The following is a 13,362-nucleotide window of genomic DNA, read 5'->3' on the forward strand; positions in this document are numbered from 1 at the left end:
CAGCGTCATGGCCGGGCTTGTCCCGGCCATCCACGCCTTTCCACGCAGCGCAAAGAACGTGGATGCCCGGGACAAGCCTGGGCATGACGACCTCTGCAAAATTCAAATGCGATTGCCCTGCCCTGGAGGGGGAGGGTAAGCGAAGCTCAATCCAGCTTGGCTTCCATCCCGCGCTTCACCGCGGGGCGCGCCATCAGCGCCTCGTACCAGCGCTTGACGTTGGGGAAGTCGGCCAGATCAACCTTGTGGCGAGGGTGGCGCCAGGCCCAGCCCAGGATAGCAAAATCGGCAATCGAGAGCTCGCCGGCAACGAAGTCGCGTCCCTCGAGCCGACGGTCCAGCACGCCGTAGAGCCGACGCGTCTCCGCCATGAAGCGCTTCAGGCCGTAAGCGCGCTCCTGCTCATTCTCCAGCGCGATGAAATGGTGCACCTGGCCCGGCATCGGGCCGAAGCCGCCCATCTGCCACATCAGCCATTCGTAGACGGGGATCCGCTCGCTCAGCGATTTCGGCAGGAATTTGCCGGTCTTTTCGCCGAGATAGAGCAGGATCGCGCCTGATTCGAAGATGCTGACGGGCTTGCCGTCGGGCCCCTCGGGATCGACGATCGCGGGAATCTTGTTGTTGGGGGAGTGCTTGAGGAACTCGGGGGCCATCTGCTCGCCCTTGGTGATGTTCACCGGGATCACCTTGTAGGGCAGCCCCATCTCCTCCAGCGCGACCGAGATCTTGCGGCCGTTCGGCGTGTTCCAGGTGTACAGCTCGATGGTCATTCCGTTTCCTTCCCCAGGAGGCTTGCCCCCTCAACTACTCCAGAAGGTTGCGCCCCCACAACCTGCGGTCCGGGATGGCCGATCCCTGTTGACGGGAGGCGCCCCCTCTGGAATGTCGCGACGGTGCCGGATAAATTCCGCCTCCACCAAAGACGCTGTTCGAGGGACCGCCGTGTCGAAATCTGCCTCCCGCGCCCGCCTGTTCGAAATCATCCGCCGGCGCTCATTCGGCCGCGGCGAGGTGACGCTCGCGTCGGGCCGCAAGAGCGATTTCTATTTCAACCTCAAGCCGACCATGCTCGACCCTGAAGGCGCGACGCTGCTCGCCGAGCTGACCTATGAGGCGCTCAAGGACGACCAGCTCGATTTCATCGGTGGGCTTGAGATGGGCGCCGTGCCGCTCGCCGGCGCGCTGGCGCAGATCTCCTGGATCAAGGGCCATCCGATCGCGGCCTTCTTCGTGCGCAAGAAGCCGAAGGAGCACGGCGCCAAGCTCGCGATCGAAGGCCTGCCCAAGGGCGAGACGCTGGCGGGCAAGCGCGTCGTGATCGTCGAGGACGTCACCACCACGGGCGGTTCGGCGATGAAGGCGGTGGAATCGGTGCGCGAGGCCGGCGCCAATGTGGTGCTGGTGCTCACCATGGTCGACCGCGAGGAAGGCGCCACGGACACCTTCGGTGCGGCCGGCCTGCCGTTCCGCTCGCTGTACAAGGCGTCGGAGTTCCTGAAGGCGTAAGAGAGGACGATTGATTCTCCGTCGGCAGGCCCGAGCGTGCCCCGGGAGCAACGCCGTCCGTGAAAGCTGCGCGCGGCCATAAAGAGATCACCGCCTCGTCTTGAAACCGCCGCCACGCAACCGCTCATTTACCATCGCGCATTACGGTGAATCGTGTGCTGGAGACCTCGACGGTCCTGACCGGTTCCGTAGCGTCGGGTGGAGTGAGCTGTGCGTACAAAGTTGTCCCATACGCAGCGTCGCGCAATGCTCGCAGCCGTCATGGTTGCGGTTCCCATGCTTGCGGCCCCGGCCCCGGTTTCGGCCGAAGGCCTGTTCGACTTCCTGTTCGGCGGAATGCAGCGGCCGCAGCCACAGCAGCCGAACTCCTCCTCCGATCCCTTCACAGGCCAGCAGAATCCGCAATATGTGCCGCCGACACGTTCGGCCGCAGCCGGTGGCTCGGGCCCGGCTTTCTGCGTGCGCAGCTGCGATGGCAAGTATTTCCCGCTGATGCGAGGCATGGTCTCACCAGCGCAGATGTGTCAGGCCTTCTGCCCCGCCACCGCCACAAAGGTCTATTTTGGATCCAGCATCGACGGTGCCTATTCGCAGACCGGCGAGCGCTACGCCGACAGCGAGAACGCGTTCGCCTATCGCAAGGCGCTGCGCGCCGACTGCACCTGCAACGGCCGTGATCCGGTCGGCCTCGCCCCGGTCGATCTTGCGCTGGATTCGTCGCTGAAGGCCGGCGACGTGATTGCCACCACCGATGGTCTCGTCGCCTATACCGGCATCCGCGTCGGCAACGACCAGGCTGCGGACTTCACCCCGGTTGCCTCCTATCCCGGCCTCACCGCCCAGGTCCGCGCGCGCCTCGGCGAGATGAAAGTGGCGCCGGTGCGGGCGGAGACGGTGTCGACCGACGCCGCGCCCCCCGCCGAGATCGTGCGCGAGGTGCTCCCTGACGTGACGGTGCCGAAAACGGCCGCCAAGCCCGCGAAGCGCGCGGGGCTCGATTGATCTCGTGTCCCGGACTGCGGCGCAGCGCGAAAGCGACGCGACGCTGAGTCGGGACCCAGAATGCCGCGAGATGGGCCCCCGGCTCTGCAGCGCATCGCTTGGCGCGCTGCGCTTTGTCCGGGGCACGGCGATCACCTCCCGATAATCACCCCGATCACGTTCGGCGCTGCCAGATATTTCTCCTCGATCGCCGCGCGCGCGGCGGCGCGGTTTTCAGGCGTCAAGAGGCCGCGCTTCTCGGCCAAGATCATCCAGCAAAAGCCCCACCAATCGGTCAGCATGCCCGCTTCGTCGACAAGGTCGTAGCCCTGCTCGGCCGCGAAGATGCGCGCATGGGCCTCGTCCAGCGTGTCGAGAAACGAATGGTCCTCGGTCGAGAACAGATCGTCACTGACGTCGTCGATGGTGTAGCCCCAGATCGACTGGCACACCGCATTGAACTCGCGATCGAACTGGTCGTCATCGACGGCATAGCGCCGGGCCGCCTGGTGCAGCCGTGACAGCGAGCGCGCGAAATCGGCGATCCGGGTAAGGGCACATTGGTCGAAGGCAACGGTGGACATGTAGTCCTCGCAAAGTCGGACAGGCGCTAGATATTGTGTCGGCGATGCACCGAATCACAATGATATATCAGAGACTTGCTAAAGTGTTCTTAATTTGTTCCGAGGCGCAGCCGGTCTCAGTAACAACGCGACGCCGCGATCGCATGGACCCGACGGTCGCCGAGCAGATGGGCGACGAAGCCGTTCCTCGGAAAGATCCTGGCGAAGGCAGCGTCGCGGATGCTGAGGCCGCCGGCATAGGCGCCGAAGGCGGGCATCACGGCACGCAACCCGTCACTGGCGAAACAGCGGCGCTCCATCGAGCGACCGCGCGCGGAGACGCGCGCCTTCGGATGCAGATGGCCGGCGATCTCGCCGCTTGTGCCGGTCGGCTCGTGGCGGAAGGTGATCGGGCCGATCGTGACCTCGTCCGCGACGGTGCCGCCGAGATCGCGCGGCAGCATGGGATCGTGATTGCCTGAGATCCAGATCCAGTCGCGACCGCCCTGGAGCGCCGCGACGGCATTGCGATCGTCGGGCGACAGGCGCTCATGCGCGGTGCGGTCGTGAAAGCTGTCACCGAGCGCGACGACGATTCGCGGATCATGGCGGGCGATCACGGCGGCGAGCCGGCCGAGCGTCGCGAAGGTATCGTAAGGCGGCAGCAGCACGCCGCGCATAGCGAAGCTCGAACCCTTTTCCAGATGCAGGTCGGAGACGACGAGCAGGCGCTGCTCTTCCCAGAACAGCGCGCCGGAGAGATCGGCGAGGAACGACACGCCGGAAACGTCCACAGTCCGTGTCGATGCGATCGATAACGCAGCATTCTCCGTCATGGCCGGGCTTGTCCCGCCTGCGCGGCCGAAGCCACTTCGGCGCGGCGAAGGCCCGGCCATCCACGTTCCTGGCGCCGCAAGAAAGACGTGGATGCCCGGGTCACGCCCGGGCATGACGATGTGGATGGAGTTGCGCCCCGAAAATACATTCTCGCCGTCTACGACATCGCCTCTTTGACGAGTTCGTCGGCGGCTTCCGCCAGGAGCTCGTCTGCAGCTTCGCCATAGACTGACTCGCGGCCGATTTCCAGCATCACGGGAACGGCCAGCGGGGAGACGCGGTCGAGTTCCCGGTGCGTGATGCGGCCGTGGATTCGGGCCAGCATGTCGCCGAGACGGCGCAGGTCGAGCAGGCCGGTAGCGGCATCGGCACGCGCGGCGCGCAGCAGCACGTGGTCGGCCTGGTGCTTGCGCAGCACGTCGTAGACGAGGTCGGTCGAGAACAGCACCTGACGGCGGCTCTTCTCTTCGCCGGTGTGGCGGCGCGCGATCAGGCCGGAGATGATGGCGCAGTTGCGGAACGTGCGCTTCATCAGCGCGGATTCGGCGAGCCAGGCCTCGAGGTCGTCGCCGAGCATGTCGGGGTCGAACAGCGCGTCGAGGTCGATCCGGCCGTCCCGGATCATGAAGGAGAGATCGCCGAGCGCCCAGATCGCCACGGCATATTCGTTGGCGACGAAGCCGAGCGGCCGCGCGCGGGCGCGCTCGAGGCGCCTCGTCAGCAGCATGCCGAGGGTCTGGTGCGCGAGACGCCCCTCGAAGGGATAGCAGACCAGATAATGCTTGTTGGCGCGCGGAAAGCTCTCGACCAGGAGCTCGCGCACCGCCGGCACGCGCGAGACGTCCTTCTGCAGCGACAGCCAGTCGCGCACCTGCTCCGGCAAGCCGCCCCATGCGCGGCCGTCGTCGAGCAGCCGGCGCACGCGCTCGGCGAGATAGGTCGAGAGCGGAAACTTGCCGCCCATATAGGACGGCACCTTCGGGTCCTTGTCATGCGCGCGCGAGACATAGACTTGGTCCTCGACCAGCGCTTCGTAGCGCACCACCTCGCCTGAGAACACGAAGGTATCGCCGGGGCTGAGGCCCTCGATGAAGGCCTCCTCGATCTCGCCGAGCAGCCGGCCACCGCGCGCGATCACCCCGGTCGAGCCGCCTGCCTTTCCCTGGCCGCCGCCGCGCGAGCGCACCAGCCGCACCTTCAGCATGTCGTCCTCGACGATGGTGCCGACATTCATGCGGTAGCTCTGCCGCACCTTTGGATTGGCGACGCGCCAGCGGCCCTCCTTGTCCTGCTTGATGCGGGCGAAGCGCTCATAGGTCTTCAGCGCGTAGCCGCCGGAGGCGACGAAATCGACGACGTCGTCGAAATCCTGCCGCGATAGGTCGGCATAGGGCGCGGCGGTGCGGACCTCGCGGTAGAGATCATCGGAGACGAACGGCTCGCCGCAGGCGCAGCCAAGCACGTGCTGGGCGAGGACGTCGAGGGCGCCCGTGCGCAAGGGCGGCGTGTCCTGCGCGTTCTCGGCAATGGCGTCGATGGCGACGCGGCACTCCAGCACCTCGAAGCGGTTGGCCGGCACCAGCACCGCGCGCGAAGCCTCATCGAGGCGGTGATTGGCGCGGCCGATGCGCTGCATCAGGCGCGAGGAGCCCTTGGGCGCACCGATATTGACGACGAGATCGACATCGCCCCAGTCGACGCCGAGGTCGAGCGAGGAGGTGCAGACCACGCCGCGCAGTCTGCCGGCCGACATGGCATCCTCGACCTTGCGGCGCTGGGCGACGTCGAGCGAACCGTGATGCAGCGCGATGGCAAGGCCGTCGTCGTTCATGCTCCAGAGATTCTGGAACAGCATCTCGGCCTGGCTACGGGTGTTGACGAAGACCAACGTGGTCCTGTTGGCCTTGATCAGCTCGTAGATCTCGGGGAGCGCATGGCGCGCGCTGTGGCCGGCCCAGGGCAGCCGCTCGCGCGTATCGAGCATCTCGACCACGGGCGGTGCGGCACCGCCGGCGACGACGATGTCGGCACCGGCTTCCTTGCCGTCGGGCTGCGGCACCAGGAAGCGCGCGAGCTGATCCGGCTCGGCCACGGTCGCCGACAGGCCGATCGCGCGCATCTGCGGCGCGAGGCGCCAGAGCCGCGCCAGCCCGAGCGAGAGCAGATCGCCGCGCTTGGACGTCACCAGCGCATGCAGCTCGTCGAGCACGATGCGCTTCAGGGAGGAAAACAGGAACGGTGCGTCGTCGGAGGAGAGCAGCAGTGCGAGCTGCTCGGGCGTCGTCAGCAACACGTCCGGCGGATAGCGCCGCTGCCGCTGCCGCCGCGACACCGGCGTGTCGCCGGTGCGGGTCTCGACCTTGATCGGCAGCGCCATCTCCGCGATCGGCCGCTCCAGATTGCGCGCGATGTCGACGGCGAGCGCCTTGAGCGGCGAGATGTAGAGGGTGTGCAGGCCGCCGGCGCGTTGGACGCCGCGGCCGGTGGAGACGAGGTTCTTCTTCGCGCCAGCGTCCCGTTCGACCGACTGCGCCGACAGCTCCACCAGCGTCGGCAGAAACCCGGCGAGCGTCTTGCCGGCGCCGGTCGGAGCGATCAGGAGCGCCGAGCGGTCCTCGCGCGCCTTTTCCAGCAGCGCCAGCTGATGCGCGCGCGGCGACCAGCCGCGGGCTGCGAACCAAGCCTGGAAGCGATCCGGCAGCAGCGCGGCCGGCTCGGCCGATGTTTGGAGGATACGGGGCGGCACGGCATGACAGGTAAGCCGCAGGACCGGATTCGTCGAGGGGGTGGCCCTCCCCGCCTGCGGCAGGGCAATCGTGGATGCGCTGCCCATTTGGGGCACGATAGTCTCCACATCGTCATGGCCGGGCTTGTCCCGGCCATCCACGCCTTGCACACAGCACAAAGAACGTGGCTGCCCGGGACAAGCCCGGGCATGACGACCTCCTGTGAAAGTCCAAATACAATTCCCCATCCGCCTGCGGCGAGAAGGGCACGAGGTCTCACGCCCCGGTCGGCACTTGGTCCAGAAATCCGGTCACGCGGCTGATGCGGCCGTCCTTCAGCACGGCAAAATCGGTCCCTTTGATCGGGCTGTCGGCGCCATCGGGACCAAGTCCCCACGAAAAGCGGATGTGATCGCCATAGCCGTCGGGCTCGCCGATCAGCTTGAATCTGAAATCGGGAAAGCGCTGCTGCACGCCCGCGATCAGCGCCTCGATGCCGTCCCGGCCGTCGCCCTTCATCAAGGGATCGACATAGCTCGCATCCATCGTCCAGCTTTCGCTGAGCAGCTCGCGACGTCGGCCGGCCGTGCGCTCGTTCCAGAGCTCGATGTAGCGGTGGGCGATGGTGGTGGGGTCGGTCATGCTGCTCTCCTTCGATGGTGCCGTGTTCGGCCGACCGTCACTCTCGAAGGTTCACGCGCGCCGATCGATTACCTCGGAGATCATGCGCCCCAAAAAAAGTAGAAGCGCGATGATCTTCTCATCGCGCTTCCGCCGCATCCTGATGCCGCGAAGACTACTTCGCCGCCGTCACCATGATCTCGACGGTGTATTGCGGGGCAGCCAGCTTGGCTTCGACGGTGGCGCGCGCCGGGGTGTTGCCGGGCGACACCCAGGCGTCCCACACCGCGTTCATCTCGCCGAAGGTCTTCATGTCGGTGATGTAGATCGTTGCCGACAGCAGCTTCGACTTGTCGGTGCCGGCCTTGGCGAGGTGGCCGTCGATGGTCGCCAGGATGTCCTGGGTCTGCTTCGTCACGCTTTCGCCGGCCGCCTTGTTCGCGACGACGCCGGCGAGATAGACGGTGTTGCCGTGCACGACGACCTGGCTCATGCGCGGACCGGTTTCAAAACGCTGAATGCTCATTGGGGATCTCCTGGTGGAATGGCGGCCCTGTCTAGCCCAGCACCTCGCGCTCTGCCACCCCGGGCACGCATGCGTGGCCGGGCACGCATGCGGCGGATGCGTCGCCGCTTATGCAAGCGTCGCTTTACGGAAACCGGCTGAAGAACGTCCAGATCGTCTCGGCAGCGTCGATGTCAGCGTTCTGCGGCCCCAGCAGGCCGGCGGCGACCTTCGGGAAGCGGGCATCCGGGGAAAATCCGGGCACGCGATGGCCGCCATGGTTGACACGATAGAGCACGACGTCGTGCCCCCGGGGACAGCGTGAGGAGATCCGCGTGACGGTGGAATGGTCTGCGGGCGCCCTGTCCGGCAAATCAGTCGTCTCGGCGTCGTCGGTCTCGCAGCCATTGAGCCTGCGCCAGAACGCCAGCGTCTCGTCGGTCGACCAGAATCCGTCTGCGGCAAAATAGCTCGTTCCGTGTCCACCGCCGTAGGGGACCAGCAGGTCGGCGGTGCCGTTCATGAGCAGCATCGGGACCGGCCGCGACGGATGGCACGTGACGGCGGCCTCGTCCGTGAGATTCATGATCACACTCGCAGCTGCCGCAAACAAATCGGCACGCGCACAGGCCATGGTCATCGCCATGGCGCCGCCATTGGAGATGCCCGCGACGAAGATGCGCCTTTCATCCGCCGTGCCGTCGGCCACCAGTTTCTCGACGAGCTTTGCGATGAAGGCGACGTCATCGGTCCCCGCCGGCGGTCCACGCAGGGCAGGCCCGGCCTTCGTTCGCGCGTCCGCCCATGCATTGTTGAGCCCGTCCGGAAAGACCACGGCCAGGCCCTCGCGCTTTGCCACCTGCGGCCAGGCCGTCCGCGTGATCATGTCGGCACCGCGCTGGGTCTTGCCATGCAGCACGATCACGAGCGGTGCAGGCCTCTTGGTCGGCAGTTGCGCGGTGTAGGAGCGCTTCACACCGTCGACATCGATCGTAACGGCGGATGCAGATGAAGCTGCCGCCAATGAAGCGGCCAGCGCCGCGACGCGCATCCATCGCAGCATGATCTAATCCACCGCCTTGGCGGCGGCACGGCCCGCATTGCGGCCCGAGAACAGGCAGCCGCCAAGAAAGGTACCCTCCAGCGAGCGGTAGCCATGCATGCCGCCACCGCCGAAGCCGGCGGCCTCGCCGACGGCGTAGAGGCCGGGAATGACGCGACCCTCTTCCCCGAACACTCGGGAGTCGAGATCGGTTTCGAAGCCGCCCAGCGTCTTGCGGGTGAGGATGTTGAGCTTCACCGCGATCAGCGGCCCATGCGCGGGATCCAGGATGCGGTGCGGGGAGGCGGTGCGGATCAACTTGTCGCCGATGTAGCGGCGCGCATTGTGGATGTTCATGACCTGCGCGTCCTTGACGTAGGGATTGGCGATCTCGCGGTCGCGCGCCTCGATCTGCACCTTGATGTGCTCGAGCTTGAGGAGATCGCTGCCGGCGAGCTTGTTCATGGCCGCAACGAGTTCATCGAGCTTGTCGCGGACGATGAAGTCGATACCATGGCTCTTGAACGCCTCCACCGGCGCCGGCGCGCCCTTGTTGGTGGCACGGCGCAAGGTCATGCGCCAGCTCTTGCCGGTCAAGTCGGGGTTCTGCTCCGAGCCCGAGAGCGCAAACTCCTTCTTGATGATGCTCTGGGTCAGGATGAACCAGGAATAATCATATCCCGTGGACATGATGTATTTGAGCTGGCCGAGCGTGTCGGAGCCCGGGAACAGCGGCGCCGGCAGCCGCGTGCCCGTGGCATCGAACCACATTGAGGAGGGGCCGGGCAGGATGCGGATACCGTGGCGCGGCCAGATCGGATTCCAATTCTGGATGCCCTCGACATAGTGCCACATCCGGTCGCGATTGATCAGCCGCGCGCCGGTCGTTTCCGTGATGCCGATCATGCGGCCGTCGACATGCTCGGGCACGCCGGAAATCATGAATTTCGGCGGCTCACCCAACCGCTTCGGCCAGTTCTGCCGCACCAGCTCATGATTGCCGCCGATGCCGCCGGAGGCGACGATCACGGCCTGCGCCTTCAGCGCAAACTCGCCGACGACGTTGCGGGAGGAGCTCTTGCCGCGCTCGATCGTGTCGGGCGCCAGGACGGCGCCGCTGACGCCATCCACGGTGCCATTGGTGATCGAGAGCGCATCGACGCGATGGCGGAACCTGAAGCTCAGCCGGCCGTCCTTGGCAGCCTCGCGCGCACGGCGCTCGAACGGCTCGACGATGCCGGGGCCGGTGCCCCAGGTGACATGGAAGCGCGGCACCGAATTGCCGTGGCCCATCGCGTCATAGCCGCCGCGTTCGGCCCAGCCGACCACGGGGAAGATGCGATGGCCCATCGCGCGCAGCCAGCCCCGCTTCTCGCCGGCCGCGAACGCCACATAGGCCTCGGCCCATTTTCGCGGCCAGAAATCGTCGTCGCGGTCGAAGCCAGCGGTGCCGAGCCAGTCCTGCATGGCCAAGTCGAAGGAGTCCTTGATGCCGAGCCGGCGCTGCTCCGGCGAATCGACCAGGAACAATCCGCCGAACGACCAGAACGCCTGCCCGCCGAGCGATTGCTCGCCTTCCTGGTCCACGACGATCACGCGCTTGCCCGCGTCGGCGATCTCGGTGGCGGCAACGAGGCCCGACAGTCCCGCGCCGACGACGATGACGTCTGTTTCCTCAGCCATGCGTTTCCCCCTCCATGAGTTCCCCCCTGTAGTTGCCCGGGATTGAAGCCAGCGGTTGCAACTGAGATCAAGGGTGTGGCGCGTAAGACCTCATTAACTTGTTCCGCTTTGGGATAGAGACCCGGCCGAGTGCAGCGCGGACGCAACACTGGATTTGAATTTGTTTTGATCGAGCCGGGCTGCCTAGACAAAACCTTGGTTACGACCGACGCTAGCTGTGCATCACCACCTGACACGCAGATTCGAATTCGCTGGGGCGGGGGACAATGAAGTTTCTGACGGGATTGCTTGCGGTGGTTGTCCTGATCGCGGGCATGGGGGCTTCTCACGCGGTGGTTCGGATCGCGGATGACCGCGGCGGTCGGATTGGAACCTACGTCGACAAATACCAGGACCTCAGGCAATCGGGCGAGACGGTCATCATCGACGGCCTCTGCGCCTCCGCCTGCACCATCGTCCTCGGCGCAATCCCGCACGACCGGATCTGCGTGACCTCGCATGCGACGCTCGGCTTCCACGCCGCCTGGGATTTCGGCTCCAACGGCCGCGCCGTCACCAATCCCGAAGCAACCCAGATGCTCTATGCGATGTATCCCTCGCAGGTGAAGCGCTGGATCGGCCAGCGCGGCGGGCTTACCCCACGCATGCTCTTCCTGAGGGGCAAGCAGCTCGAGGCCATGTACAAGCCCTGCTACTTGGACGCGCAGGCCTCGACGGCCAGGCCGTCGCGCCGGTCGCTCCCAAAAACCGAGCAGCTCGAATCCGCTCGGGGTCAGCTCCTTCACTGATATTCGTAGCCTGGCGGGACCCTTTGCGCCGCCGGCGGCGTCTTGCCCGCAGGCGGCGTAAAGCCTATCTGAAAGCCTGGGAACCGGGACCGTCGTCCCGATCGTTGTCATGGCTCAACCACTGCATCCAGCGCATCGGCTATCGGACAATTCGCCCACTGCCGGCCGGATGCCATCCGTGCTGCTGTGGGCTGGCGCGGCAATCGGCAGTCTCGTCATGATCGGCGCACTGGCGCTCTGGTTCCACTATGGCAGCCAGGTGTTCTTCGAAATGATCAGGACCGGCTTTGCCGCCTGCTTCTGACCTGCGACAGGAAGTTTTCCGCCCATGAGTTCCGCTGCCCGTCCGCTGGTGATCGCGACCGCCTTCGCCGCAAGCCTCATTGTCGGGCTCCTGATCATGTTCTGGGCCATGGGCGGGCTGAGCAAGGTGGCGCAGCCGGCCGCGATCGGCGGGCCGTTCCAGCTGACCGACCAGAACGGCAAAGCCGTCACCGACAAGAGCCTCAAGGGCAAGCCGACCCTGATCTTCTTCGGCTACACCCATTGCCCCGACGTCTGCCCGACCTCCCTGTTCGAGATCTCGGAAGTGTTGCGCGTAATGGGCAAGGATGCCGACAAGATCAATGCCGTCTTCATCTCGGTCGATCCCGAGCGTGATACGCCGGCGACGATGAAGGACTATCTGTCGAGCTTCGATCCGCACCTCGAAGGCCTGTCCGGCGATCCCGCCGAGACCGCCAAGGTCATCAGCTCCTACCGCGTCTATGCCAAGAAGGTCCCGACCAAGGACGGCGACTACACCATGGACCACACCGCGCTGATCTATCTGATGGACCGCGATGGCCGCTTCGTCTCGCCGTTCAATTTGAAGCGGACGCCGGAAGAGGCGGCGGCGGATTTGAAGAAGTATCTCTGAGGTCTCGGCCGGGCGCGGCTGCTTCCACATCGTCATGGCCGGGCTTGTCCCGCCTGCGCGGCCGAAGCCGCTTCGGCGAGGCGAAGGCCCAGGCAGGCGGGACAAGCCCGGGCATGACGTCTGAGAGACCTTTACTCAGCCCGCATTCGGCGCTCGCGTTCCGGCCCGGATGGTCTATAAGGCCCTCCGATCCCAACGAAATTCGTTCATCTCCGGCCGATGGCTCCATCGCAACAGGCGAAATCGTCTAAATCTGCCCGTAGCTTGCTATCGGGGCTGGCCGTCGGCGCGTGCCTGCTCATCGGCCTCCCGGCCGCAAATGCCCAGGCGCCGGCCAAGCGGCCCCCGGCGGCCCCTCAGGCCACGCCGCAGGTTGTGCCTCAGGCCGCACCGCAGGCCGTGCCCGGCTTCTGGGATCCCCGGCGGCGCCCCGAACGGCCGGACCTGTCGCGCCTGACCGTGATCCGTTTCCTGACCGAGACCGACTATCCGCCGTTCAACTACACTGGCGCAGACGGCAACCCGGCCGGCTTCAACGTCGATTTCGCCCGTGCGCTGTGCGAGGAGATCAAGGTCACCTGCACCGTGCAAATGCGCCGCTTCGAGACGCTGGTCGACGCGCTCACCTCCAACCGAGGCGATGCCATCATCGCCTCGATGGCGGTGAGCCCGCAGCTGCGCGCCCGCGTCGACTTCACCGATCCCTATTACCGCGTGCCGGCGCGCTTCGTCTCGCGCAAGGACGCAGTGATGCCGGAGATCCGGCCCGAATATCTCGAGGGCAAGAAGGTCGGCGTCATCGCCGGCTCCGCGCATGAGGCGTATCTGAAGGCGATGTTCACCGACGCCGAACTGCATGCCTACCCCAATGACGATGCGATGCGCGCCGCTTTGCGCAGGGGCGAGGTCGATTTCATCTTCGGCGACGCCATCTCGCTGGCGTTCTGGATCAACGGCACGGATTCCGGCGATTGCTGCGCCTTTTCCGGCGGCCCCTTCGTCGAGAGCCGTTTCTTCGGCGAAGGCATCGGCATCGCCGTGCGCAAGGGCAACGACGTGCTGCGCCAGGCCCTGAACTGGGCGATGTTCCGCGTCTGGGAAAAAGGCCGCTATACCGATCTGTGGCTGCGGTATTTCTCCGTGAGCCCATTTTAGTTTCGCCGCTGCTCCCTCCGCCGTCATTGCGAG

14 protein-coding genes are annotated in these 13,362 nt (G+C 65.8%); 6 read left to right on the plus strand and 8 right to left on the minus strand.

The window, feature by feature from the left end; genetic code table 11:
• Nucleotides 1–146: 146 nt before the first annotated feature.
• Entirely contained in the window at nucleotides 147–773 is a 627-nt protein-coding gene (locus XH96_RS37520) for a glutathione S-transferase family protein (RefSeq protein ID WP_194390277.1), read from the minus strand.
• 172 nt (nucleotides 774–945) lie between these two features.
• Here XH96_RS37520 and pyrE point away from each other — a divergent pair, with 172 nt between their 5' ends.
• Together pyrE and XH96_RS37530 are read left to right on the plus strand one after the other, a co-directional pair.
• Complete coding sequence (pyrE, locus tag XH96_RS37525) at nucleotides 946–1,509, plus strand: orotate phosphoribosyltransferase (protein ID WP_028176382.1); 564 nt, start codon at nucleotides 946–948, stop codon at nucleotides 1,507–1,509.
• Between the two features lie 246 nt (nucleotides 1,510–1,755).
• Nucleotides 1,756–2,511, plus strand: coding sequence for a DUF2865 domain-containing protein (locus tag XH96_RS37530; protein ID WP_194390278.1), 756 nt, complete (start codon nucleotides 1,756–1,758; stop codon nucleotides 2,509–2,511).
• 131 nt (nucleotides 2,512–2,642) lie between these two features.
• Here XH96_RS37530 and XH96_RS37535 read toward each other — a convergent pair whose 3' ends face one another.
• From XH96_RS37535 to XH96_RS37565, 7 genes are all read right to left on the minus strand, one after another.
• Entirely contained in the window at nucleotides 2,643–3,074 is a 432-nt protein-coding gene (locus XH96_RS37535) for a hypothetical protein (protein WP_194390279.1), read from the minus strand.
• A 116-nt stretch (nucleotides 3,075–3,190) separates the two neighbouring features.
• Complete coding sequence (pdeM, locus tag XH96_RS37540; RefSeq protein ID WP_194390280.1) at nucleotides 3,191–3,889, minus strand: ligase-associated DNA damage response endonuclease PdeM; 699 nt, start codon at nucleotides 3,887–3,889, stop codon at nucleotides 3,191–3,193.
• A 158-nt stretch (nucleotides 3,890–4,047) separates the two neighbouring features.
• Nucleotides 4,048–6,636: a ligase-associated DNA damage response DEXH box helicase gene (locus XH96_RS37545; protein ID WP_194394407.1), complete on the minus strand. Its 2,589-nt coding sequence runs from the start codon at nucleotides 6,634–6,636 to the stop codon at nucleotides 4,048–4,050.
• Between the two features lie 256 nt (nucleotides 6,637–6,892).
• Nucleotides 6,893–7,258: a nuclear transport factor 2 family protein gene (locus XH96_RS37550; RefSeq protein ID WP_194390281.1), complete on the minus strand. Its 366-nt coding sequence runs from the start codon at nucleotides 7,256–7,258 to the stop codon at nucleotides 6,893–6,895.
• A 154-nt stretch (nucleotides 7,259–7,412) separates the two neighbouring features.
• A complete protein-coding gene (locus XH96_RS37555) occupies nucleotides 7,413–7,763 on the minus strand; it encodes a RidA family protein (protein WP_027575148.1) in 351 nt (116 codons plus the stop codon).
• Between the two features lie 124 nt (nucleotides 7,764–7,887).
• Entirely contained in the window at nucleotides 7,888–8,805 is a 918-nt protein-coding gene (locus tag XH96_RS37560; RefSeq protein WP_194390282.1) for a PHB depolymerase family esterase, read from the minus strand.
• A 3-nt stretch (nucleotides 8,806–8,808) separates the two neighbouring features.
• Nucleotides 8,809–10,467 carry an FAD-binding dehydrogenase gene (locus XH96_RS37565; RefSeq protein ID WP_194390283.1) on the minus strand — a complete coding sequence of 553 codons (1,659 nt, stop codon included), beginning with the start codon at nucleotides 10,465–10,467 and terminating at the stop codon, nucleotides 8,809–8,811.
• 266 nt (nucleotides 10,468–10,733) lie between these two features.
• On the opposite strand from XH96_RS37565, the gene XH96_RS37570 reads away from it, so the two are divergent.
• The 4 genes from XH96_RS37570 (at nucleotide 10,734) to XH96_RS37585 (ending at nucleotide 13,329) form a co-directional block, all read left to right on the plus strand.
• The gene (locus tag XH96_RS37570; protein ID WP_194390284.1) at nucleotides 10,734–11,255 is read left to right on the plus strand and encodes a hypothetical protein; all 522 of its coding nucleotides are present in this window, start codon (nucleotides 10,734–10,736) and stop codon (nucleotides 11,253–11,255) included.
• A gap of 109 nt (nucleotides 11,256–11,364) precedes the next feature.
• The gene (locus XH96_RS37575; protein WP_131871839.1) at nucleotides 11,365–11,559 is read left to right on the plus strand and encodes a hypothetical protein; all 195 of its coding nucleotides are present in this window, start codon (nucleotides 11,365–11,367) and stop codon (nucleotides 11,557–11,559) included.
• 24 nt (nucleotides 11,560–11,583) lie between these two features.
• Nucleotides 11,584–12,174, plus strand: coding sequence for an SCO family protein (locus XH96_RS37580; RefSeq protein ID WP_194390285.1), 591 nt, complete (start codon nucleotides 11,584–11,586; stop codon nucleotides 12,172–12,174).
• Between the two features lie 219 nt (nucleotides 12,175–12,393).
• Nucleotides 12,394–13,329, plus strand: coding sequence for a transporter substrate-binding domain-containing protein (locus XH96_RS37585; protein ID WP_194390286.1), 936 nt, complete (start codon nucleotides 12,394–12,396; stop codon nucleotides 13,327–13,329).
• Nucleotides 13,330–13,362 lie beyond the last annotated feature (33 nt).

It is taken from the genome of Bradyrhizobium sp. CCBAU 51765 (assembly GCF_015291725.1).
Classification (GTDB): Bacteria; Pseudomonadota; Alphaproteobacteria; order Rhizobiales; family Xanthobacteraceae; genus Bradyrhizobium; species Bradyrhizobium liaoningense.

Coding starts and splice junctions, on each gene's coding strand:
- pdeM (WP_194390280.1), bottom strand. CDS start 3,889: ATGACGGAGAATGCTGCGTTATCGATCGCATCGACACGGACTGTGGAC.
- XH96_RS37585 (WP_194390286.1), top strand. CDS start 12,394: ATGGCTCCATCGCAACAGGCGAAATCGTCTAAATCTGCCCGTAGCTTG.
- XH96_RS37560 (WP_194390282.1), bottom strand. CDS start 8,805: ATGCTGCGATGGATGCGCGTCGCGGCGCTGGCCGCTTCATTGGCGGCA.
- XH96_RS37550 (WP_194390281.1), bottom strand. CDS start 7,258: ATGACCGACCCCACCACCATCGCCCACCGCTACATCGAGCTCTGGAAC.
- XH96_RS37520 (WP_194390277.1), bottom strand. CDS start 773: ATGACCATCGAGCTGTACACCTGGAACACGCCGAACGGCCGCAAGATC.
- XH96_RS37530 (WP_194390278.1), top strand. CDS start 1,756: ATGCTCGCAGCCGTCATGGTTGCGGTTCCCATGCTTGCGGCCCCGGCC.
- XH96_RS37570 (WP_194390284.1), top strand. CDS start 10,734: ATGAAGTTTCTGACGGGATTGCTTGCGGTGGTTGTCCTGATCGCGGGC.
- XH96_RS37535 (WP_194390279.1), bottom strand. CDS start 3,074: ATGTCCACCGTTGCCTTCGACCAATGTGCCCTTACCCGGATCGCCGAT.
- XH96_RS37565 (WP_194390283.1), bottom strand. CDS start 10,467: ATGGCTGAGGAAACAGACGTCATCGTCGTCGGCGCGGGACTGTCGGGC.
- XH96_RS37555 (WP_027575148.1), bottom strand. CDS start 7,763: ATGAGCATTCAGCGTTTTGAAACCGGTCCGCGCATGAGCCAGGTCGTC.
- XH96_RS37580 (WP_194390285.1), top strand. CDS start 11,584: ATGAGTTCCGCTGCCCGTCCGCTGGTGATCGCGACCGCCTTCGCCGCA.
- XH96_RS37575 (WP_131871839.1), top strand. CDS start 11,365: ATGGCTCAACCACTGCATCCAGCGCATCGGCTATCGGACAATTCGCCC.